At 51.1% G+C, this 23,157-nt stretch carries 20 protein-coding genes; 9 read left to right on the top strand and 11 right to left on the bottom strand.

Features of this window, described 5'->3' with window-relative positions; all coding sequences use genetic code 11:
* Positions 1–15 precede the first annotated feature (15 nt).
* On the top strand, positions 16–1,887 hold the full coding sequence (locus AC4QZR_RS15085; protein WP_494481671.1) for an ABC-F family ATP-binding cassette domain-containing protein: 1,872 nt from the start codon (positions 16–18) through the stop codon (positions 1,885–1,887).
* A gap of 56 nt (positions 1,888–1,943) precedes the next feature.
* Here AC4QZR_RS15085 and AC4QZR_RS15080 read toward each other — a convergent pair whose 3' ends face one another.
* Both AC4QZR_RS15080 and AC4QZR_RS15075 read right to left on the bottom strand, forming a co-directional pair.
* A complete protein-coding gene (locus tag AC4QZR_RS15080; protein WP_494481670.1) occupies positions 1,944–3,083 on the bottom strand; it encodes a hypothetical protein in 1,140 nt (379 codons plus the stop codon).
* Positions 3,084–3,162: 79 nt separating this feature from the next.
* Positions 3,163–4,188, bottom strand: a complete 1,026-nt coding sequence (locus AC4QZR_RS15075) for an alkaline phosphatase family protein (protein ID WP_494481669.1) — start codon at positions 4,186–4,188, stop codon at positions 3,163–3,165.
* Between the two features lie 160 nt (positions 4,189–4,348).
* On the opposite strand from AC4QZR_RS15075, the gene AC4QZR_RS15070 reads away from it, so the two are divergent.
* Both AC4QZR_RS15070 and AC4QZR_RS15065 read left to right on the top strand, forming a co-directional pair.
* Positions 4,349–4,522: a hypothetical protein gene (locus AC4QZR_RS15070; protein WP_494481668.1), complete on the top strand. Its 174-nt coding sequence runs from the start codon at positions 4,349–4,351 to the stop codon at positions 4,520–4,522.
* Positions 4,523–4,627: 105 nt separating this feature from the next.
* Positions 4,628–5,386, top strand: a complete 759-nt coding sequence (locus tag AC4QZR_RS15065; RefSeq protein WP_494481667.1) for a phenylalanine 4-monooxygenase — start codon at positions 4,628–4,630, stop codon at positions 5,384–5,386.
* A gap of 76 nt (positions 5,387–5,462) precedes the next feature.
* On the opposite strand, the gene AC4QZR_RS15060 is transcribed toward AC4QZR_RS15065, so the two are convergent.
* Together AC4QZR_RS15060 and AC4QZR_RS15055 are read right to left on the bottom strand one after the other, a co-directional pair.
* Positions 5,463–6,134 carry a hypothetical protein gene (locus tag AC4QZR_RS15060; RefSeq protein WP_253406594.1) on the bottom strand — a complete coding sequence of 224 codons (672 nt, stop codon included), beginning with the start codon at positions 6,132–6,134 and terminating at the stop codon, positions 5,463–5,465.
* A 125-nt stretch (positions 6,135–6,259) separates the two neighbouring features.
* The gene (locus AC4QZR_RS15055; RefSeq protein ID WP_494481666.1) at positions 6,260–7,417 is read right to left on the bottom strand and encodes a CaiB/BaiF CoA transferase family protein; all 1,158 of its coding nucleotides are present in this window, start codon (positions 7,415–7,417) and stop codon (positions 6,260–6,262) included.
* A 678-nt stretch (positions 7,418–8,095) separates the two neighbouring features.
* Here AC4QZR_RS15055 and AC4QZR_RS15050 point away from each other — a divergent pair.
* From AC4QZR_RS15050 to pncA, 4 genes are all read left to right on the top strand, one after another.
* Entirely contained in the window at positions 8,096–9,583 is a 1,488-nt protein-coding gene (locus AC4QZR_RS15050; RefSeq protein ID WP_494481665.1) for a DEAD/DEAH box helicase, read from the top strand.
* 257 nt (positions 9,584–9,840) lie between these two features.
* Positions 9,841–12,288 carry a TonB-dependent receptor domain-containing protein gene (locus AC4QZR_RS15045; protein ID WP_494481664.1) on the top strand — a complete coding sequence of 816 codons (2,448 nt, stop codon included), beginning with the start codon at positions 9,841–9,843 and terminating at the stop codon, positions 12,286–12,288.
* Positions 12,289–12,414: 126 nt separating this feature from the next.
* The gene (locus AC4QZR_RS15040; protein ID WP_494481663.1) at positions 12,415–13,128 is read left to right on the top strand and encodes a PIG-L deacetylase family protein; all 714 of its coding nucleotides are present in this window, start codon (positions 12,415–12,417) and stop codon (positions 13,126–13,128) included.
* A 51-nt stretch (positions 13,129–13,179) separates the two neighbouring features.
* On the top strand, positions 13,180–13,794 hold the full coding sequence (gene pncA / locus AC4QZR_RS15035) for a bifunctional nicotinamidase/pyrazinamidase (protein ID WP_494481662.1): 615 nt from the start codon (positions 13,180–13,182) through the stop codon (positions 13,792–13,794).
* 366 nt (positions 13,795–14,160) lie between these two features.
* Here pncA and AC4QZR_RS15030 read toward each other — a convergent pair whose 3' ends face one another.
* From AC4QZR_RS15030 to rocF, 6 genes are all read right to left on the bottom strand, one after another.
* Positions 14,161–15,108: an aldo/keto reductase gene (locus AC4QZR_RS15030; protein ID WP_494481661.1), complete on the bottom strand. Its 948-nt coding sequence runs from the start codon at positions 15,106–15,108 to the stop codon at positions 14,161–14,163.
* A gap of 83 nt (positions 15,109–15,191) precedes the next feature.
* Positions 15,192–16,124: a 1,4-dihydroxy-2-naphthoate polyprenyltransferase gene (locus AC4QZR_RS15025; RefSeq protein ID WP_494481660.1), complete on the bottom strand. Its 933-nt coding sequence runs from the start codon at positions 16,122–16,124 to the stop codon at positions 15,192–15,194.
* A 49-nt stretch (positions 16,125–16,173) separates the two neighbouring features.
* Positions 16,174–16,767, bottom strand: coding sequence for a glutathione peroxidase (locus tag AC4QZR_RS15020; RefSeq protein ID WP_494481659.1), 594 nt, complete (start codon positions 16,765–16,767; stop codon positions 16,174–16,176).
* Positions 16,768–16,888: 121 nt separating this feature from the next.
* Entirely contained in the window at positions 16,889–17,254 is a 366-nt protein-coding gene (locus tag AC4QZR_RS15015; protein ID WP_494481658.1) for an endonuclease domain-containing protein, read from the bottom strand.
* Between the two features lie 169 nt (positions 17,255–17,423).
* Positions 17,424–19,214 (bottom strand): arginine--tRNA ligase, encoded by a 1,791-nt coding sequence (argS, locus tag AC4QZR_RS15010; RefSeq protein WP_494481657.1) that lies wholly within the window; start codon positions 19,212–19,214, stop codon positions 17,424–17,426.
* 8 nt (positions 19,215–19,222) lie between these two features.
* Positions 19,223–20,194 carry an arginase gene (gene rocF / locus AC4QZR_RS15005; protein ID WP_494481656.1) on the bottom strand — a complete coding sequence of 324 codons (972 nt, stop codon included), beginning with the start codon at positions 20,192–20,194 and terminating at the stop codon, positions 19,223–19,225.
* A 457-nt stretch (positions 20,195–20,651) separates the two neighbouring features.
* Between rocF and AC4QZR_RS15000 the strand changes: the two genes are divergently transcribed.
* On the top strand, positions 20,652–22,049 hold the full coding sequence (locus tag AC4QZR_RS15000) for a type III PLP-dependent enzyme domain-containing protein (protein WP_188500327.1): 1,398 nt from the start codon (positions 20,652–20,654) through the stop codon (positions 22,047–22,049).
* Between the two features lie 90 nt (positions 22,050–22,139).
* Positions 22,140–22,298 carry a hypothetical protein gene (locus AC4QZR_RS14995; RefSeq protein ID WP_155800585.1) on the top strand — a complete coding sequence of 53 codons (159 nt, stop codon included), beginning with the start codon at positions 22,140–22,142 and terminating at the stop codon, positions 22,296–22,298.
* Between the two features lie 138 nt (positions 22,299–22,436).
* Here AC4QZR_RS14995 and AC4QZR_RS14990 read toward each other — a convergent pair whose 3' ends face one another.
* Positions 22,437–22,982, bottom strand: a complete 546-nt coding sequence (locus AC4QZR_RS14990) for a GNAT family N-acetyltransferase (protein ID WP_494481655.1) — start codon at positions 22,980–22,982, stop codon at positions 22,437–22,439.
* Positions 22,983–23,157 lie beyond the last annotated feature (175 nt).

The raw sequence follows: 23,157 nt of genomic DNA, 5'->3' as shown, positions 1-23,157 counted from the left end.
GCCTAAATTTGCCTTATGAATTACCTATCCGCAGATAATATATCGAAAAGCTTTGGCGAACGCTGGCTTTTCAAAAACCTGAACTTTGGCATTAGCCAGGGGCAGCGAGTAGCGCTTGTGGGCGTGAACGGCTCTGGCAAAACCACCCTGCTGAATGTGCTGGCAGGCAAATTGCCTCCCGACGAAGGAAGCGTGAGCGTGCGCAAAGAAGTCACTATCGGCTTTTTGGGCCAGAACCCGGAGTTCGACGAAGAGCTAACTGTACAGCAGACCATTTTTGGCGGACAAGGCGAAGTGCTCGATACCATACGCGACTACGAGGTGGCCATTTCCCACCCTGACACCAGCGCGGAAGTCATGCAGCACCTGATGGAGCGCATGGACGAACTGCAGGCCTGGGATTTCGAGATCAAAGTAAAGCAGATCCTCTCCAAACTAGGTATACACGACCTGGAGAAGCAAATCAAGCACCTTTCAGGCGGACAGCGTAAGCGTGTGGCTATGGCACGCGTGCTGATCGAAGAGCCGAGTATGCTGATTCTCGACGAGCCTACCAACCACCTGGACCTGGATACCATTGAGTGGCTCGAGGGCTTGCTCTCTACCCAAAACACCACCCTGCTGATGGTTACGCACGACCGTTACTTCCTCGACAAAGTGGCCAACGAAATCGCTGAACTCGACAACGGCGAACTCTATACCTACAAAGGCAACTACAGTTATTTTGTGGGGAAAAAAGCCTCCCGCGAGGAAATGGTCGCAGCGGAAACCGAGAAGGCGCGTAACCTGATGCGCAAAGAGCTTGACTGGATCCGTCGGCAGCCTAAGGCCCGTGGCACCAAAGCCAAGTATAGAGTAGATGCCTTTGAGGAACTGAAAGAAAAAGCAGCAAAGAAAGTGAGTGGTCCACAACTAGAGCTCTCCGTGAAGACCACCCGACAGGGCGGGAAGATCATTGAAGTAGACCATATCTCGAAGTCTTTTGGCGATAAGAAGATCGTAGACGATTTCTCCTATGTGTTTAAGAAGAAAGACCGCATTGGTGTCGTAGGCCCAAACGGTGCCGGCAAGTCTACATTCCTGAACATGCTCACCGGCAAACTGCAACCCGACAGCGGCACCATCGACGCCGGCCAGACCACCGTATTTGGTTACTATACCCAGGACGAGCTGACTTTTAAGGAAGACCAGCGCGTGATCGATATCGTGAAGGAAATTGCTGAAGTGGTGGAGATGGCCAATGGCGAAGTGATCACAGCGAGTCAGTTTTTGCAGCATTTCCAGTTTCCGCCGGCACAGCAGTATACCTTTGTGAGCAAACTGAGCGGTGGCGAAAAGCGTCGTCTGCAGTTGCTGCGCGTGCTGATCAAGAACCCTAACTTCCTGATTCTCGACGAGCCTACCAACGACCTCGACATCATCACACTCAACATTCTGGAGGACTTCCTGCTCAACTTCGGCGGCTGTCTGCTGATGGTGTCGCACGACCGTTATTTCATGGACCGCCTGGTGGAGCACCTGTTTGTGTTCGAGGGAGAAGGCAAGATCCGCAACTTCCCGGGCAACTACACCGACTACCGCGAATGGCTGAAAGAGCAGGAAAAAGTGGTGCAGGAGACAAAACCAGCAGCTCCCGTTATCGAGCAGAAACAGGAGAAGCCAGAAGGCAAGCGCAAACCGACTTACCAGGAGAAAAAGGAATTTGAAGAGTTGGAAAAGGAAATGCCTCGCTTGGAGTCCCGCAGAACAGAACTGATAGAGACCATGAACGCTGGTACCACCACTGACCATGGGCAGTTGAACGCCTGGGCCAAAGAACTGGAGCAGTTGAACGAGCAACTGGAGGAAAAAGAAATGCGCTGGCTCGAACTGTCTGAAATCATGTAATTCGCATCATTGCTATACCTTAAAATCGCCGAAGCAGCTTGTCTGTTTCGGCGATTTCATTTCAGGCCTCTCACCGTTACGTACGCTTTCTGGTTGCGCTCCCCCACCTTCACGATTTCCCGCTCGAACTTGCGCGGGTGGTTGATGATCTCGTAAAAACTATCCAGGTAACTGAGCGATTGCCGCAAACCTGACTTGCTCAAAGGCTCACACTGCCTGTATACCGCGTAAATCGGGGTGCGGTAGGAATTAAAGGTATTGACCATTTCCCGATGCATGTTCTCTGGAAATTCGTACGCCCGGTACAGGCGCTGCTTTGTTGACTTTATACCCAGCTCAGGCGGCGGTGAAGCATAAGGGGCGCCTACTATACCTGCGTAGTCGAAGTCGAAAGGCACGGGAATGGGTGCGGAGAGGGAGTCAGGCGCTAGTAGCTCGATGTTGTGGCGGTAGGGCACCGACCAGTCAGTGTTGCCGATCATGTACTGAAAGAGCGCCAGCCGGGCCATGCCTTTCTGCTCCATGTGGGCCATCCCGATGATCCTCTTACCAGGTATAAGCTTCAGGCGAGTACGTTTGGCCATGGCTTTGTCATCTTCTATCAGAAAGGCATAGCGCACTTCCTCTTTCCGTCGTCCGGTACTGTCTTGATAGGTCACCTGGCACAAGCGCACCCGAAAACTCTCCTCCGCCAGAATGTTGTATACCTTGTAGACGAGGTACTCCTTGATCACATAATCGTCGTCGATGCAGTGCGTCACCAGTTTTAACTTGTTCTGCCCTTCGAAGATAGAACCCTTTGGCATTTGCTTGCGGATCAGGTTGAGCATGAGCGGGGGGAATCGACAAACACTGGCATCGCGGCGGCGGTTGCCCCGCACCATCACCTTAAGCGGTACCTTCACCACAGCACCCGTCGTATTAGTGTACGAAAGGGTGGCTGTATGATACTTTCTTTCCTCACCACGGTCTTTCAGCAACTTCTGGTAATTCACTACGAGCGTAAATTTGAGTAGCGAATCCTCCGAAAAAATGTCTTTTGGTTTCGCCGCTTGTTCGTGTTGCTGATCTGCTATACCCGGATTTTTGGTTGAGTATACTTGTGCCATACCCTGCAACGGCAGACACAGCACGACAGCCCACACCAGCAGGTATAGCTTATACCTAAACTCTTCAAAATTTCGGGAAGCTGCCATTGAACAGGAGAATAAACGATGCAGCCCGTAGCAACACAAATCAGATAAAAGCTATAACCAGTTTAGTCTTGTATAGCCATCAGGGAACAGGCACGGTGGCCACTGGCAGTCTGCGCAAACTGCGACGCGTAAACAGTTCTTTCATGACCATACCTTCCGATTGCGGGAAGGCTATACCTATCATCGGGGCCACTGTGGCCGAAATATCCACCAGCGTATACTTGGTCTCCACAAATCCGCCCTTCCGGAAGTCAGGTCCAAGCGCCAGTAAGTAAATGCGTCGGCAGCCCTCACAATCATCCCCGTGGTCTACGAAGCCGCCATCCACCGTATCCAGATGACGGCCGTGGTCTGTGGTAATGAGCAGGGTCGTTTTTTTGCGGTAATGTTTGTCTTTCTGGAGGAAGTCCCACAGTTGCTTCGCATAGCGGTCGCCGCGGGAAATACCGCGCAGGTAGTGCTCCCAGTTGCCGGCATGGGCATAGCCATCGGGCTCCATAAAGTTGATCAGCATCAGATTGGGCCGATTGGTTTTTAGCACCTTCAGCACCTCAATCAAAGTCAGGGAGTCGGCACGGTAGCCACTGCCAGGTCCGCTGACGCCACAGTTGAGCGAGGGCAGTGCCTGGTTGTGCCAGTCGGGGTTCAGGGTGTTGCCCAAAATATCCAGCTTGTCTTTGCTTGAAACGATCCAGGCTGCAGTGGCGGGTTTGCCCGTCTGCTTGAGCCATACCTGGAACAGGGAGGGATTAGCGGGAAGTTCGGCGCCGTAGTTATCGATGGGCTGGTTTATACCTGTCGTGATGGCGGTATGGCCGGAGTTGGTGTAGGTGTATCCTTCGTTCCGGAAGTTGTTGCAAAAGGTACCCTGCGGCACCATCTTTTGCGACATGTTCGGTATAAGGCCCGGCACGGCTCCCCAGGTCTCAGAATAGCGCACCCCGTCGATCACCAGGATGATCACATTCTCGGAGCGTAGCCCACCGGCCCCTCCCCCCGCGCCGGATGCGGCACAGGAACAGAGCAGCGCCGTACCAGACAAGATCAGCAACATCTGCTGCCAACCTGCCTGCCATCGCTTCAAAAATGCCGGGAGTGCGTCCATACCTGACACAAATAAAAGAACATAAAATCCTATACCTAGGTATACGCATCCCGCAAAAGTTCAGGCAAGCCGCCGGGGTGATCTCAAAAATTCAATAAACCCGGCAGAATAATTTGCGTTTACGCTCAAGAATACTCTAATTGCAACCATCAAAAGATAAATGCATACACCAGCAGCCATAGCGACCCTCTCATTGCCTTTGCCACTCGGCACTGCGCTGCTGCATGCTGTTTCCGCTGATTGCTATCGTGCCGCCTATTATTGCTACGGTTATTATTACCACTGCTCTACTGCGCTCTCTCAGGCAATCAGGCGACTCATAAACCGCACCTAAACAGGAAAAAAGCCAACTGGCATACCTGAACTGATAAAACTGAAGCAGAGCGAAAGCTCTGCTTTTTTCATTTATACCTATTCCAAAAATTTAAAATCAAACCATATGACAGCCATGAACCTGACACAGAACTACAGCAGCTACACCTCCGAGAACCACCAGGTATGGGCCATCCTCTACGACCGCCAGTTGCACAATCTTCCCGGCAAAGCTATACCTGAGTTTATGGAGGGGCTTGATAAAGTCGGTTTCAGCCGCGACCGTATACCTGATTTCAACGAAATCAATCAAAAACTCAAGCCACTGACAGGGTTTGAAGTGGTGGCAGCGCCCGGCATTGTCGACGATGCCCTGTTCTTTCAGTTGATCGCCAGTAAGCGCTTTCCGGCCACGGTTTGGGTGCGCCGCATGGACCAGCTTGATTACCTCGAGGAGCCCGATATGTTCCATGACGTATTTGGCCACGTACCGCTGCTCACCATTCCGGTGTACTGCGAGTTTTTGGCCAAACTTTCCGAGCTAGCCCTCACCCACCTCGACCGTCCAGATATCATTGACCGCCTCACGCGCATCTACTGGTATACCATTGAGTTCGGCTTGTTCCGTAAGCCGGGCCAGAAGGCGCAGATTTACGGGGCCGGCATCCTTTCGTCTGTAGGCGAGAGCAACCTGTCTGTATCGGATGAAAGCGTGAAGCTTGATTTTGATGTGAACCACATTCTGGACACGGCTTATATAAAAGAGACTTTCCAGAGCCAGTACTTCTGCATCCACAGCTTTGAGCAATTGCTCGAGAGTCTGCCAGCAGTTGAGGCAGCCCTTCAGAGGCTGCGCACCCAGGATGCCTTGGTCGCTACAACTTAGCTTTAAATGTAAGCCCCGCCTGCGGCAGGTATAATTTACCTACCGCAGGCGGGGCTTACTTGGCTATACCTGACGGCTAATGCGTAAGCTCGTGGCTGATCATGAAGCCCAGTTTGCGTGGCTTTGACAGCTGGGAGTTTTCGAGTTTCTGCTTATAGGTGATGCGCTCAATATCCGACACATCCTGACCCATCAGGTCGTTGTTCACAGCCGCGACCATAGCGCTCTCCACGATCAGGCGCAGCTTGTCGTCGCTGATCACGTTGCGGGCAATGCGGTCCGAAGGTAAATCCATTTGCTTCACCCCTTCTATCACAAAGTGGTTCTCGATGTTAATCAGCATGCGGCCCACCAGGTAACCCGGGTCGTCGAGGCGGTTATACTTAATAGTATCGGCCATGAAGTTGTAAGCCATGATGTGCCCGAAGAAGCGCCGGCGGAAGTCTTCGTCCACGTAGTCGTTGCGCATGATCTCGTAATCGTCCGGGAAGGTGATAATGTTGGAGTGCATCACAAACACAAGCAGGTCGCCAGAGAATTTGATCTGAAACTCCAGGTCGCTGATGGCCTTGTATTCGATCACCACGTCGGCATTATGCGTTGTGATCCGGTTGGTGAGCTCGTCCACAATTTCCTGCGAGAGCTCCTTCATGCGGGTAAAGGTTTGGTACGTATTGCGGTAAATAGCCTGCTTTGTGGCAGATTTTTGCTGCAGTCCTTGTATTATATCGTCGAGTCTATCTTTCATACTTGCTTTTTCTCGGGTGCTGTGTTTTTTACTCAAATCCTTTAGAAATAGTTATTCTGCTCACTTTTTGGCCTGCCAAACAAGTACAAGCTAGTAGTTTGGTTGCTGATGTATGAGTGCCCGTCTCAATGCCCAGGATTTTCCAGCATCCCGAGCACCTGGGCCTGGTGCTGCGCGAAGGCAGGTGGAGGCGTTACAGTTTCAGCTGTCGTCCCTTCCATCACAAAGGCTACCTGCCTGATACCGCTCGGGCCATTGGGTTGGGTAAGTAGCATCCGCCTGGCCTGCGGCTGCTCAAATACTTCGGGCACGCTGTTGACGGCGCCAGCCGGCACATGCAGCCTGTGCAGCTCTCCCAGCAATCCATCGCGCTCTTGCTGACTGATCAGCTGCTTCAGTTGCTGGTTCACCGCGCTCCTGTTCCGCACTCTTGCACCATTGGTAGCAAAGTCGGGGTTATCGGCCAGGGAAGCATCTCCTAATACCTGGCACAGGCGCCTGAACTGCCGGTCGTCGCCTATGGCAAGCACCAACTGCAGATCGTCTCTGCAGGTATACACATTGCCGTAAGGCACAATGTTGGGATGCTCCGATCCCATGCGCTGCGGACTGTGCCCCGCCACCAGGTAATTCGTTCCCTGATTGGCCAGTGCCGATACGGCCGCATCAAATAGCGAAACCTGCACATAGCTGCCCTTGCCGGTACGCTCCCGCTGCAAAAGCGCTGTCAGGATGCCTTCCTTGAGCTGGTGTGCCGCCAGGATATCCATCAGCGCCACGGGCAATTTGGTGGGCGGACTGTCCGGTGTACCGTTCATGTGCATAAAGCCACTCTCTGCCTGGATCACGGCATCGTAGCCCGCCCGCTGGTCTTCCTGGCCGTAGCCGGTAATGTGCCCGTAAATCAGCCTGGGGTTTAGCTGAGCCAGAGTGCGGTAGTCTACCCGTAGTTTCTCCGCGTCTCCGGGCTTATAGCTGGCAATGACCACATCCACTTTGGCAGCCAGTTTGTGCACGGCCTCCAGCGCCTGTGGCTGGGTGATATCGAGCCCAATGGAAAGCTTTCCCCAGTTTGCCGCTGAGAAGTAAGCCGACGCGTCTTGACCTCCCTGCTCCCCTGCCAGTTTCCAGGTACGCGTTACATCACCGCCGGTTCCCGCGTTTTCCAGTTTAACCACGGTAGCGCCCAGTTCCGCAAAAAACTGTCCTACACTCGGCCCCGCCAGCACACTGGCCAGTTCGAGTACCAGCAAATCTTTAAACACAGGTTCTGCCATCTTCATCAGGTACAGGTATAGGTATAGGTATTGGTATAGGTATAGAGCATAATTACCTCAAGCTGCCGCTCTGCAAACAAAGCTATCAAAAAGGGCATAAAAAAAGCAGCCCTTCCGAGGAAGAGCTGCCTGTATATTTTTGCTATTTTTTGTAATTAGGTTCCGATCAGGAGGTGTGCTATATCAAAATAAAGATAGCGTTGATGATGTTTACACCCAGTAGAAGATAGAAGTTCGGAGATTCTTGTATAGCTTTTTTCATTTTAATTTTAAATAAATCTTTCTTTTATATGTTTTAAGATGATTGATTATATCACTTTGAGCTTGTTTACGCCTCACTTAATCAAATGTTTCGGCATTAATATAAAAAAATCTATGTAAATAAAATTAAATATTATTTAAGTACTATAATGTAAAAAAGTATTCTTGATTTTTACTCTAATTTAAAGCATTCTATCTATATAGCAATTTTCTAATGTTTTTAACTTTTTGAATGCTGTGTCAACTTTTTAAGTGTATCGTTATATTCTCTACTGATTGACGATGCAATATTAATATAATTTTCAATATAAATAACATCAACTTTTAAATTTTTCTTAAATAAGGTATAATAATCGTATCTTTACCCCTATAAATGCGGTTTAAAGGCCGCTAGGCCATAAAAATAATTTTAAGGAGATAACTTTGGATTTTCGTTCATTCAACCTTCACGAAGACGTGATCACCGGAATTGAGTCGATGGGCTACAATACCCCGACCCCGGTACAGCAGCAGGCCATCCCGCTTATATTGGAGCAGAAGGATATTATTGCCTGCGCTCAGACAGGTACTGGCAAGACAGCCGCCTACCTGCTGCCGCTGATCGATCGTATTTCGCACGCCAACTACGATTTCACCAGCACCCTGATCCTGGTTCCTACACGCGAACTGGCAAAGCAGATAGATGAACAAGTGGAAGGCCTGGGCTATTTCGCCCCGGTAAGTTCTATCGCCATCTACGGTGGCAGTAAAGGCGATGAGTGGGAGCAGCAGAAGCGCGCCCTCACCGGTGGTGCTGATATCATCATCGCCACGCCGGGTCGTCTGATGTCGCACATGGCATTGGGCTATGTAAGACTGGATCAACTGAAGTACCTGGTGCTCGACGAGGCTGACAAGATGCTGGACATGGGCTTTATGGATGATATCCTGAAGATTGTGCGTGCCTTGCCTGCCGAGCGCCAGACGCTCCTTTTCTCGGCTACTATGCCGAAGAAAATACGCGACTTGTCACAGCAGATCCTGCAACAGCCTGAAGAGATCAACCTGGCTATTTCAAAGCCTGCCGAAGGGATAGACCAGCGCCTGTACCTGACCTACGACAATCAGAAACTTCCTTTGCTGGAGCACCTGATCCGTGAGTTGGAAGTGTCCAACATGATCATCTTCACGTCCCGCAAGTCGAACGTGAACCAGATCGTGCGCTCCCTGCAAAAGATGGGCTTCCCGGCAGAAGGTATAAGCTCGGACCTGACACAGGATGAACGCGAGAAGGCGTTGCAAGGCTTCAAAAACAAAAAATACAAGATTCTGGTGGCGACCGATATCCTCTCCAGAGGTATAGACATCGACAGTCTGAGCCATGTACTGAACTTCGACATGCCGCAGGATGCCGAGGACTACGTGCACCGTGTGGGCCGTACGGCCCGTGCCGCCTCTACAGGTATGGCCATTACGTTTGTGAACGAGAACGACATGTACCGCGTGCGCAAGGTAGAGCAGCTCATCGAGCGCGACCTTCCGAAACTGCCACTTCCGGAAGGTTTCGGCGCAGCGCCGGTTTTCGATCCGACACGCCGTGATTTTGGCCGCGGAGGAAAGGGCGGCGGACGATCCGCAGGTGCCAGACAGGGCGGTGGCCAGCGTTCGGGCGCAGGCGGTGGCGGAGATCGCAACCGACGCAGAGGACCAAAGCCGGAAGGTACAGCGCCGCGACCTGATGGAAATAGCCGACCGATAAAAGCAGCCAACCCGCAGCCAAAAACAGAGAAGGCTGCTCCTACAGCAAATGGACAGGAAGGCGACCAGAAACCAAACCGCAACAAGAGTCGCAACCGGAACCGAAATCGAAACAAACCGGGCAACGCAAACCCGCAGAACAGCAACCCACCGGTTCCGCAAGACAATAACTAAACAGAAAGGGCCACTCCTACCGGGGTGGCCCTTTCTGTTAAATGTGCAGTTCCGTCAGCAGCATCACTTATTTTCATCTATAGAAAACGGGCTTTTGTATAATATTCACAGATTAATATATATTATTTAATACCTTTCTTATCGTTACCATTAAGCTCCACGTTAACTGTTTTCAGTTCAGGCTGAAGCAAAGTGTTGAGGCAAGCTGGAACAACCTAATGGTAATGATCGTGTCATCCAATCAATTTTACTCTATAATGAAACAAACTTTACTGCTGGCGCTGCTCTGGTGCCTGACATGCACAGCTTTTGCCCAAACTCCATTACCAACGGGCACCATCAAAGGTATAGTAGCCGATTCTGCGACACAGGCTAAGCTGGACTATGTGACAGTGGTGGTGCAGGAAGCGGGAAAAAACCAGGCCGTCAAGAGCACTTTCACAAAAGACAACGGCGCCTTTGAACTGACAGCCCTGGAACTGAAGCAGTACCAGCTGGTTCTCTCTTATGTAGGCTACAAAACCAAAGTGTTGCCAATCCCGGCCTTTACCGGCACCACCATCGATCTGGGCAAACTGTCGCTTGTGTCATCGGCCAGGCAACTGAAGGAAGTGCAGATCGTGACGGAAAAGCTACTGGTAGAGCAGGACATCGACAAAATTACCTACAATGTAGATGCTGACCCCGAAAGCCAGACCATGACGGCGCTGGACATGCTGCGCAAGGTACCGCTGCTGAGTCTGGATGCGGAAGACAACATCAAACTGAACGGCAACAGTAACTACCGCGTGCTTGTCAACGGCAAAACCTCCTCGCTGTTTGTTCGCAGCCCGAAGGATGTGTTCAGAAGCATGCCGGCCAACACCATCAAAAGCATCGAAGTGATCACCAACCCGCCTTCGAAGTACGAGGCTGAGGGCGTGGGCGGCATTATCAACATCATCACGCATAAGAAAAACATTGGCGGCTATAACGGCTCGGTGAATGTGCAGGCTTCTACCCCCAAAGGAACGAACGTTGGCGGCTACCTGACGGTAAAAGCTGGCAAAGCAGGCTTTTCCGGCTACTTTGGAACAGGCACCTATAACAGTCCCGCAAATAGCAACAATCTGTACAGAGAAGACAAGATACGCCAAACCGTACTGGAGCAGATGGGTGAAAGCCGAAACGATAACACTTACCAGTACGCCAGCGGCGAGTTCAGCTATGAAATGGACACGCTCAACCTATTCACGGCTAACTTTGGCATGAACCTGAACACAGGCAATAGCCTCCTGACGCAGCGTGTCGAGCTGTTCGATGCCACCGGAGCGCTGTCACAGGCTTATACCCGTCTCAACAATGGCGATTTCAGATGGAAGGGCAGCGACTTTGGAGCGGATTACCAGCGTACGTTCAAGAAAAGCAAAGACCAGCTGTTCACGCTTTCGTACCGTTTAAGCAACAGTGGCAACGGCAGTGGCTCTGATTTCATCCTGGACCCGGTGCTCAACTTCAACGGTCAGATAAGCCAGACGGATAATGACGGCAGCTCCGTGGAACACACCATGCAGGCCGACTACGTCCAGCCGATCAAAAAGCACACGCTTGAACTGGGCGTGAAAACGATCTTCCGACTCAACAGCAGCGACTACTTTTACAGCAACCGTGACCCGGAGACGGGCAACTTTGTCGTTGATCCGAACCTGAGCAATAATTTTGAGTACCGTCAGGACATCTATGCGGCTTATACCTCGCTGAGCCTCAAAAAAGGCGACTGGGGCCTGAAAACCGGTGCCCGTCTGGAAGAGACCAAGCTGGACGCCAACTTCAAGTCATCCGGCACGGTGGCTACTCCAGACTATTTCAACCTGATCCCGAACATCACCCTGTCGCGCAAGTTGAAGGGAACGAGCACCATGCGCCTGTCCTATACCCAGCGCATCGAGCGACCGAGCCTCTACTACCTCAACCCGTACGTAAACCAGATCGACCCCCTCAACATCAGCTTCGGTAACCCGAAACTGGACCCGGCCACGAACAATGTGTTTAACCTGGCCTATAACACCTTCGTGAAAGGGACGTCCATCAACGCGAGCATCTTCTATAATTTCACGAACAACTCCATCCAGAGCTACACCACGCTTGGAGCTGATACGGTGGCCCGCACTACCTATGGCAACATCGGCCGCAACCAGACATACGGTTTCTCTTTGAGCGGCAACACCACCCTGTTTAAAAAGCTGAGCATCAACCTGAACTCCACGACCAACTATGTGAAACTGAGCAGCGTGATCGGCGGCTTGCCTCAGAACAACGAGGGCTTCACCTACAATGTGTTTGGCTACTCGAGCTACCGCTTCGAGAAAGGCTGGCGCGCAAGCGGCAACATAGGTTATTACTCTTCGCGCATCCTGCTGCAGGGTCGCTCGGCCGGGTATGTATGGAACAGTATTTCGGTGAACAAGCAGTTCCTGAAAGACAACAAGGCAACGATCAGCTTCTCAGTGAACAGCCCATTCCAGAAAAACCGCCGTTCCCTGAATGAGATCAACGACCCGCGCTTCACCCAGAACCAGGAGAATATCTTCTTAATGCGTCGCTACAGTCTGGGCTTCAACTACCGCTTCGGCAAGCTGAAGGGTGACATTGCCCGCAAGAAACGTGGCATCAAAAACGATGATGTGAAAGGTGGTGAGCAACAAGGCGGAAGCGGTGCAAACTAAGATTTTGTTAGGTGAGTTCCGGGAGCCGCTCTATGAGGTGGCTCCTGGTCTCACCTAGGCAACCATTTCCAGCCATGCCTGCGCTTTTGCACGTTTAAGTACTCTGTACATAAAACGATTGCCTCCATGCGCATCGTCTACATTTTCCCCCATCCAGACGACGAGTCGTTCGGTCCGGCCCCTGTCATGTGGCAGCAGTTGGAGCAAGGCCACCAGGTATACCTGCTTACTCTCACCAAGGGTGGTGCTACCAAGGTGCGGCACGAGCTAGGCCTAAGCGTTGAAGAAATGGGGAACGTCAGGTATAAGGAGATGCTGGCGGTAGAACAAGTGCTGGGCCTCACAGGTATGACCGTGCTCAATCTGCCCGACGGTAAACTGGCAGAGATGGACCCGCGTGAGATTGAAAAGGTAGTGGAAGCGCATATCCGTCAGCTGGAACCGCAGGTGATCGTGTCGTACCCGGTGCACGGGGTGAGCGGTTTTCACGACCACCTGGTGATGCATGCCGTGGTCAAGCGGGTATACCTGGAGCTGAAAGATAGTGGGGTCGATTACCTAAAAAGGCTGGCCTTCCTGACCCTGCCCAACAAAACAGAACAACCGCTGCAATCCGGCAAATTCCTGATGAAGCACAGCAACCCCGACCTGATCGATTGTGAAGTAAAACTGCGGCCTGAGGACATAGAGATCATGAAGAAGGCGCTGAACTGTTACGATACCTACCAGGATGTGATCAAACAGGCCAATGTGGTAGAGTCGATTGGCGACACCGTCTACTTTGAGATATACCAGGAGAACCACAAGCCGCCGCTGGCTAACATGACGGAAGGGCTTTAAATTCACCCAAATTTGCTATTTTAGCGGATCCCTATACCTGATAGCTTAATTATGAAGGCATTACTCCTGATTGATATACAGAACGATTTCCTTCCCGGCGGTGCGCTGGGTGTGCCGGAAGGCGATCAGATCATCCCGATTGTAAACCAGATCCAAGACCATTTTGACTTAATCGTGGCGACACAGGACTGGCATCCGGGTAACCACAAGAGCTTTGCCTCCAACCACGAAGGAAAGAAACCATACGAGACGACTGAGTTACTTGGGCTGCCACAAGTGCTTTGGCCTGACCACTGCCTGCAAGGTACTGCTGGTGCCGACCTGGCCCCTGCCCTCGAAGTAAATAAAATAGAAGCGATTTTCCGGAAAGGAACCAACCCCGAGATTGACAGCTACAGCGGCTTTTATGACAACGGGCGCCTCAAGTCCACCGGGCTGGCCGACTACCTGCGCGGCAAAGGCGTGACCCAGCTATACCTGGCAGGCTTGGCTGCCGACTACTGCGTGTACTACTCCGCCAAAGATGCCTTGGACGAAGGCTTTGACACGTTTGTGCTGGAAGACGCCATTCGCGCCATCAGCCCGGAAGGCTACGAAGCAGCCCGAAAAGACCTGCTTGAAAAAGGTGGCAGGCGCATAAAGAGCAGCGAATTACTGGCCAGCTGATCCATCTATTTACATTTCAAGCTATACCTATCGCTTATTATTTGTGTGGGAGCGAGCAGATATACCTGTTTAAATAGAATGGCCTAAATTGTCAAACATCCTCCAGCAACCGCGGGGACTCTTCATTCAGTTTTTTTTCATCCTGTAAGGATCTTGGTCGCAAATAGTGTAGGCCTAACCTCCCGGGGGTTGGGCTCCTCTATTTCAACCAAGTTTATGGACAGAATGACAGTAAGATTTAAGCCTGCTTACTCTGGATGAAACGAGCTAAATGGTAACTATTTATCCTTCTGATATAGTCATAAAACAGCAAGGGCCGCTAAAAAAGCGGCCCTTGCTGTTTTATGACTATGCCTGTGCTTCAATTTAATAGGAACTCGCCTCATCCAGCTTTTTAATGGCGGTTTGATCCAGTCTAAGTCCGGCTGCTTTCACCAAATCCTCCAGTTGCCCAAGTTTAGTAGCACTGGCAATAGGAGCCGTTATACTGGGCCGCGCCATTAGCCAGGCAAGCGAAACGCTGGCCGGCGATGTGCTGTACTGCTCGGCCACTTCATCCAGCGCCTGCAGAATACGAAATCCACGTTCATTGAGGTAGTTTTTCACCCCATGGCCTCGCGGGCTTTGTCTCAAATCCGCCTCAGAACGATACTTGCCTGTCAGGAAACCGCTGGCCAGCGCGTAATAGTTGATCACACCCAGACCATATCGGCAACAGATCGGCTCTATCTCTTTTTCGTAGACTTCGCGATCGTAGAGGTTGTATTCCGGCTGAAAGCTCTCGTAACGTGGCAGGTTGTTCTGCTCACTTGCCTTCAGCGCCTGCTCCAACCGCTCGCCGCTGAAGTTGGACGCGCCGATCGCGCGCACTTTTCCCTCCTGCATCAGTTTAGAATAGGCTTCCAGCGTTTCTTCAATGGGTGTTTCCGGATCGTCGTAATGAGACTGGTAAAGGTCAACGTAATCAGTCTGGAGTCGTTTGAGGGAAGCCTCCACTTGTTGCCGGATGTAGTCTTTGCCCAGGCCGCCCTTCCCTTCCAACTTGGCCCCGACTTTAGTGGCAATGATGATCTGCTCCCGGCCTCCGCGCTGCTTCAGCCAGTTACCAATGATGGTTTCAGACTCACCACCCTTATTGCCCGGCACCCAGGAAGAGTACGAGTTAGCTGTATCGATGCAGTTAAATCCGGCCTCCACAAAGGCATCCAGCAGTTGGAAAGAGGTTTGCTCGTCGGCCGTCCAGCCAAACACATTTCCACCAAAAACCAGGGGCGCAATTTCAAGATCAGAATTGCCAAGCTTGCGTTTTTCCATGTAATCAAGATTAAAAAGGTAAATACCTCTTTACGGAAGCAGTGTGCGCAAGGTATGGCAGGTATAGCCGCCAAGGCATTTTGCTACAACACTTGTCCTAAGCCGAAGAGCAGCACAAAGAGCATCGTGGTGATGGCCATTTGTTTCAGGTAGGGGTCCAGTTCGGCAGATGTCTGTTTGCGCCATACATTCACACCGTTCGATATCAGCAGCGGAAGGGCCAGCACAAACAGGAACTGCCAGGCGCTGTAGAAGTGGAACAGCACATAGGCAAAAGCACTCGCCACACCGCACACCAGCAAAATGATGTGGTAAATGCGCGCACGCTGCGGGCCGATCCGCACAGGTATAGAGCGCTTGCCAGCCAGTACATCCGAGTTAATGTCCCGGATGTTGTTCACATTGAGTACCGCCATTGAGAAGAATCCGCAAACCATTGCCGGAAGTATCACCAGCGGCTCCAGCTCCCGAGTCTGCAGGAAAAAGGTACCCAGCACGCCCACCAGGCCAAAGAAGATGAATACAAACACGTCACCCAGCCCGGCGTAGCCGTAAGGGTTGGAACCTGCCGTGTAGTTGATAGCCGCCCAGATAGAGGCCAGGCCCAATCCAAGGAAGATCAAAAACAGGTAAATTCCTTCCTTTCCGAAAGCCACCCAGAGCAGCAGTAAGCCTGTTACCAGCGAGAGCAAACTGAACACGGCCATACCCTTCTTCATCTGCCCCGATTTAATAATGCCCGATTGTACTGCCCGTTTCGGCCCTTCGCGGTGTTCACTATCGGCGCCGTGTATAGAGTCACCGTAGTCGTTGGCCAGGTTGGAGAGTATTTGTAAAAAGAGCGTCGTGAGTACGCACAGGCCTACTACCATGGCGTCGAAAGATCCGTAGGCAGCGGCCATAAAACCGCCCATACCGATACAGGAAAAAGCCAACGGTAGCGTGCGCGGCCTAAAAGCGGAAATCCAGGCCTTTACCAGACCTGGATTCTGCGGGATGTGTTGTGTTGTATTCAAGGTATTTGCTATAAAATCAGGTATAGCCCCGCAGGCTATACCTGTCACATTACTTCTGAATGGCTGCCAGGATCTCCTCTCCCATCGGCTTCACCTTGGATGGGAAAAAGGCGACTACTTTGCCGTTCTCATCGATCAGGTATTTGCTGAAGTTCCAGCCCGGCTCGTCATTGTTCGGACTGTTTTTAGCCAGCCACTGGTAGAGCGGGTGTTGGTCACCTCCTTTCACCGATACCTTCTCCATCATCTGGAAGGTCACACCATAGTTTTTCTGGCAGAAGGCTGCGATTTCTTCTTCGGAACCTGGCTCCTGGCCACCAAAGTTGTTTGCCGGGAAACCCAGGATCACCACCTTGTCGCCATGCGTCTCATGCAGCTTTTGCAGATCGGCGTACTGCGGGGTATAGCCACACTCTGAGGCAGTATTCACTACCAGCACTTTCTTGCCTTTGAACTTCGAGAAGTCAATCTCCTTCCCTTCCAGGCTCTCTATTTTGAAAGTGTAGAAGCCGTTGGCCTGTGCCGTCTGGTTAGTTTCTGTTGCCATATCTTTTTCCTGGTTTGTGTTGGATGATCCGCCTGTGCAGGCTGTCGATACACCTAATACAAGGCATACTGTCAAAAGTTGTGCGATGCGCTTCATTTTAGTTTTGCTTAAGATCTGGGTATTTGTGGCTTAACCGGTTTGTCTTGCTATTGTTATTAAACAATTATGAAATCGGGCTAGAGAAAAAGTCCCCCTTCGAAGGGGGCTGGGGGATGACCTACTTCTGCAGGTCCTCTATGTAAGCATCAATCACTCTTTGGACATTAGGTAAATCTTTCATCACCTCTTCATCATGAAAGCGAAGGATAGAGTAACCTAGTTCAATTAATACCTTATCCCGCTCTTCGTCCTCTTTCGGTTTAAAGTTATGCGAATAGCCGTCAACTTCAATAACTAGATTTAGTTCTTTGCACATAAAGTCGGCAATATATTGCCCGACTGGTCTCTGCCGTAAGAAAGTGTAGCCTGTTTTGCCTTTGCTTAACACCTCACACCACAACCTTACCTCTGCTTTTGTTGAATCCTTGCGGAGAGCTTTGGCAAGTGGTTTAAGTTGTTGGTTGTAGTGGCTGTTATGCGGCATGGTACAAAATTTTATCGATGCACGATTGTCATCCCCCTGCCCCCTTCAAAGGGGGACTTTCCTAAATACGTGCTTCAGTGATGATTCGCGCATATTGAGTGTCTCCTCTGAAAGAGTAGCAGGAGATGACCGCTACATGTGCCATACTTTTATTAACTATACCTCTACCTTACATCCGCTCCGGTACTTCAATCCCCAGCAGGCTCATGCTTTCGCGCACGAAGCGGGCTACCATGGCTGAGAGAGCGATGCGGAAGTTACGGGCCTGCTCATCGGTTTCGTTGAAGATGGAGATCTCCTGGTAGAAACGGTTGTAAGCTTTGGCCAGTTCGTAGGCATAGTTCGCGATCACAGATGGGGCATACAGCTTGCCTGCCTCCTGCACCACTTCCGGATAACCTACCAGTAGCGTGATCACTTCCTGTTCTGCTTCGTGCAGGTTTTTGAAGTCGCCAAACGAGGCGGCATCAACGGCGAGGCCCATTTCCCCAGCCTTACGCAAGATGGCCGAAATACGGGCGTGCGTGTACTGCACAAACGGACCGGTATTACCACGGAAATCAATTGACTCCTGCGGGTTGAAAAGCATACGCTTCTTCGGGTCTACTTTGAGCAGGAAGTATTTCAGGGCTCCCATCGCCAGGGTATGATAAAGTTTAGCAGCCTCTTCCGGCGTAAAACCTTCGATCTTGCCCAGTTCCTCGGTCTGCTGACGGGCGGTGTCGATCATCTCCTGCACCAGTTCGTCGGCATCCACAACGGTACCTTCTCTTGATTTCATTTTGCCGGACGGCAGATCCACCATACCGTAAGACAGGTGATAGATGCCTTCGGCATATGGCTTGCCCAGTTTCTTGAGTACCGCCTTCAGCACCTGGAAGTGGTAGTTCTGCTCGTCGGCCACTACGTAGATGGACTGGTCGTACGGGAAGTCATTGTGCTTCAACTCAGCTGTACCCATGTCCTGGGTGATGTAAACGGAGGTACCATCTGAGCGGAGCAGCAGCTTCTCGTCCAGCCCTTCATCAGTCAGGTCAACCCACACCGAGCCGTCCGGCTTCTTGAAGAACACGCCTTTCTGCAGACCTTCCTCTACACGCTCTTTGCCCAGGGTATAGGTCTCGGACTCGTAGTAGAATTTATCAAAATCGACGCCGATGTTGCGGTAGGTCGCGTCGAAGCCTTCGTATACCCAGCTGTTCATGGTCTTCCAAAGCGATACCACTTCGTCGTCGCCTTGCTCCCACTTTTGCAGCATGGTTTGGGCTTCCAGTATCAAAGGGGCTTTTTTCTTAGCTTCCTCTTTGTCCATACCCTGCGCCACCAATTCGTCGATCTGCTCTTTGTAGGCTTTATCGAACAGCACATAGTACTTGCCAGCTAGATGGTCGCCTTTGATGCCGCTGCTTTGCGGTGTCTCGCCATTGCCAAACATTTGGTACGCCAGCATCGATTTGCAGATGTGGATGCCGCGGTCATTCACCAGGTTGGCCTTCATCACGTGGTGACCATTGGCCTTCATGATTTCAGACACGGAGTAGCCCAGGAAGTTATTGCGCAGGTGGCCCAGGTGCAACGGCTTGTTCGTGTTTGGCGAAGAGTATTCCACCATCACTTTTTTATCGGAGTCCGATGCCTGGCCGTGGCTCGGGTTGGTCATCAGGTCGCGGAACAGGCGCACCCATACCTGCTCTTCAATCTCGAGGTTCAGGAAGCCTTTTACCACGTTGTAATTCTTCACCTCTTCTGCATGTTCTTTCAGGTAGGCACCAAGTGCCTCCCCGATCTGCTCCAGGCCTTTGCCGGCCTGTTTGGTGTATGGGAAAGTTACAAAGGTGAAGCTGCCGGAAAACTCCTTGCGGGTAGGCTGCAGACTAATGGTAGAAGCGTCAACGGTAAGGCCGAACAAAGCTTCCAATGCTTGGCTGATGCGCTGGCTGATGGCGTTTTGAAGTTGCATTAAGTAGATTAATGTATAGCTGTTTTATTAAATTCCCGGTGTAAAATGGCGTCGGTGGCGGTCTCCAGTATATCGAAGGCGTTCTCGGCCATGGTGTTTTCGGTGTCGAGTGTCGGATTTATCTCGGTCATCTCGTAGCACACAATGCGCGAGTCCTGCAGCAGGTGGTAGTTGAGCCGCTGTGCTTCTTCCACTGTCAGGCCTACTTCCACTGGCGTACCTGTTCCTTTCGAAAACTTCGAGTCAAGGCTGTCCACGTCGAACGACACGTAGATGATGTCGCAGTCGCGCAGTCGATCCAGCGCTTCGGCGGCCACCTGCTCCGGCCCTTTCTGGGCAAACTCGGCATAGGTAAAATTCTTGATGCCGTACTTTTGAATGAGATAATCCTCCGGCTCCTCTGTGTCTCGCACCACAATGTAGACCAGGTGCTCCGGCTTGAGTTTCGGGCCGTCGAAGCCCAGTTTCTTAAGCGAATTCCAGAAAAAGATCGTTTCCTGCTCGGGGTCGTTTATCTGGCGCTCCAGGTTGTCGATGTTCAGGGCCATGGCTAGCGGCATGCCGTGCACGTTGCCCGAAGGCGAGGTATAGGGCGAGTGGATGTCGGCGTGCGCGTCTATCCAAATCACACCCAGGGTCTTGTCGGGATAGGCGGCTTTTATACCTGCTATGGTGCCGTGCGCATTGGAGTGGTCACCGGAAAGCACCAGGGGGAACATGTCCAGCTCCAGCGTTTGCACTACGGCACTGGCAATGTTTTTCTGCACAGCCAGGATGCTGTCGATGCGGTGCGCATTCGGAAAAAGGTCCTTCTCGAACAGGGTATAGTTCAGGTCAGGCACACTGATAGAGTTGAAGCGCTTGAAATAATCGCAACCCTTGTCCAAACAGGCTACCCGTAGTGCGTCTATCCCCATATTGGCTCCGCGCGTGCCTGCGCCAAGTTCTGAGCGTACTTCTATCAGTTTAATCTTTTTCATAGGCAAATTGGTGGTCTAAAGTTATTCAGCCTGGACTCCTCAGCATTTTCTTCTCCCTGGCTGCCGTCTCTCTACTACTCCTGAATCAAGTTCGGGTATCTTTAGTTTTGAAAGAATATTTCACTGTCAAAAGAAGACGCCCTTACCGCTACCTGGCATTTTGTTAAAAAATTTGTCTAAGATAAAGGGCTTCAACCCCCGGAGGTTAAGCGCCTAATTCTCGTTACAAGGATCATTTCAGGATGGCGAAGAAAGCAGGATAAAAAGGACCTGCCCATGCCGCGGCGAGCAAAACAAATATGCACACGCACCGCTCTTCTACTCCATTTATTTTCGCGCTTTAATGAGCGTGATAGGAATAAATAACTGAACGATTCTTATAATTTAAACAAAGTTTTTGCAAAGATGGTAAATAACGAACAATATTGCATGTTTTCTTAAGCCCACAAGCACCAGAATGGATAAATACACCGACCTGATTCACCAGACTTTTGACTTTCCTACAGACGAGTTTACCGTGGAGAACAATGAATTGTTTTTCAATGGCATCCCGCTGATGGACCTGATCAAACAGTATGGTACTCCATTAAAACTAACATACCTGCCCAAGATTAGTTCGCAGATACAGAAGGCGAAACGTCTGTTCAACGACGGTATTCAGAAGCTCGACTACAAGGGTACTTATACCTACTGCTACTGCACCAAGGCCTCGCACTTCTCTTTTGTAATGGAGGAGGCGCTTAAAAACGACATCCACATCGAAACCTCTTCTGGTTACGATATGCAGATCGTGAAGGCACTTTACAAAAAGGGCAAAATCGATAAGAACACGTACATCATCTGCAACGGCTTTAAACGCCAGCGCTACCGAGAGTGGATCACGGAGTTCATCAACGATGGCTTTGTGAACTGCATGCCGATACTCGACCACATCGGTGAGATTGACTACTACAAGGAGCACGTAAAAGTGAAGACCAAGGTAGGTATGCGTCTCGCCTCTGACGAAGAGCCGAAATTTCAGTTCTATACCTCGCGCCTGGGTGTGCGCTACAACGACGTGATCGACCTGTATGAGCAGCAGATCAAACCAGACGACCGCTTCGAGCTCAAAATGCTGCACTACTTCATCAGTACAGGTATAAAGGACACTTCCTACTACTGGTCGGAGTTGAGCCGCTTTGTGCACAAGTACTGCGAGCTCAAGAAGGTATGCCCGGAGCTTGACACCATCGACATCGGCGGTGGCTTCCCGATCAAAACCTCCATTCAGGCGGACTACAACTACCAGTACATGACTGAGGAGATCCTGCGCACCATCAAGCGCATCTGCCAGGAGGAGGGTGTGCCGGAGCCAAACATTTTCACGGAGTTCGGCATCTTTACGGTAGGCGAAAGCGCGGCCAACATTTACTCTATTCTGGATGAGAAACTCCAGAACGACAAGGAACTATGGTACATGATCGATGGTTCGTTTATCACAAACCTGCCGGACGCCTGGGCATTGAACCAGCGCTGGCCGCTTCTGGCGATCAACCATTGGGACAAGGAGTACCGCAAAATACAGCTGGGCGGCATGACGTGCGACAGCCAGGATTACTATAACTCAGAGATGCACTCGTTCCAGGTGTTCCTGCCGAAAGTACCGAAGGATAATAAGCCGCTGTATATTGGCTTCTTCCATACGGGTGCTTACCAGGAGCAGCTGAGTGGGTACGGCGGCATTAAGCACTGCCTGATCCCTTCGCCGCAGCACATTCTGGTGGATCGAGAGGAAGACGGTACGCTCAAAAGCTGGCAATTTGCGCCAGAACAGACCTATGAGTCGATGCTGAACATATTGGGATACGAAATTTAAGGCTACGGTCGTTAAATTTGCGTATACTGTTTTGCATTTATAGTAAAAATTGTATTTTTGGTTTACCATCGTTTATTTAAATATTTTACCATGAAGAAATTAGCAGCATTCGGCGCATTCATCCTGGCACTGGGTATGACTTCCTGCAAGACATACTGCCCAGCCTACAACTTTGCCAGCGTTGAGGTGTCCGAGCAGAACGCCCCGGCAACTGACCTTGTGCAGGAAACTGAAGTGATCAAAGGCTAATCCGCGCGATTACCTCTGGATATAAAAAAACCGGCTTGAAGGCCGGTTTTTTTGTTTTATACCAGCGTTAACAAGTGGGTATCTGCTATGATAGATGCCAACCTGCGGCGGTATAGGATTGATTCAAGTTGGAAATACTCATTCTTTCGGGTGAAGCGTCAGATTATCGACCTTTAGCTCATACAACAGCAACTCTTCCGGATCGTTAGGTAACTGTACCTGTTTGCTATACCTGAGGCCGAGTTTCTCCAGCAGCTTTTGTGATGCCACGTTGTCTTTTGATGTGATTGCCTTCATCTGAGAAACGCCGAACTCCTCTATACCGGCCCGCTTTACTTCCAGGGCAGCCTCAAGCGCATACCCCTTCTTCTCGTGCTGCGGCAGAAACGCAAAGCCAATGTCAATCCCATCGAGCCCCTCGCGGTCATAGAGTCCGCAAACACCTAGTTTTTCCCGATCTGATTTCCGGATGACAGTGTAATTCGCATACCCAAGCCGCTCTAGTTGGGCAGTTACTTTGTTGCGAATGTAGGTGGCCGCCTCCTCTACAGACCGCACGTTCCGGTCCCCTATATACCTGATCCAGGTCGGGCTGTTGAGCAGCTCATACATAAAAGCCGCATCCTCTTCCGAAGTAGGTATCAGCAGCAGGCGCTCGGTTTCAAATGATTTGTAGTGCGTCATATGGGATTTTGAATAAAGCACGCGCCTGTTCACTAGTTGAAAGTACCAAAGCTAACAACTAAGGCTTCGTTGGGTACGGAGTGCCCACAATGAAGCCGTGGTTGCACGGAACCGGGCGACGCGTTATGGGTTTTAAGTCGGAAGAGGCTTGCCCCTGAACTACTTGTTGGGGCTA

Source organism: Pontibacter sp. YIM B11418 (assembly GCF_059278805.1).
The sequence above is the reverse complement of the archived record's forward strand: the minus strand, read 5'-3'. Positions and strand labels throughout refer to the sequence as shown.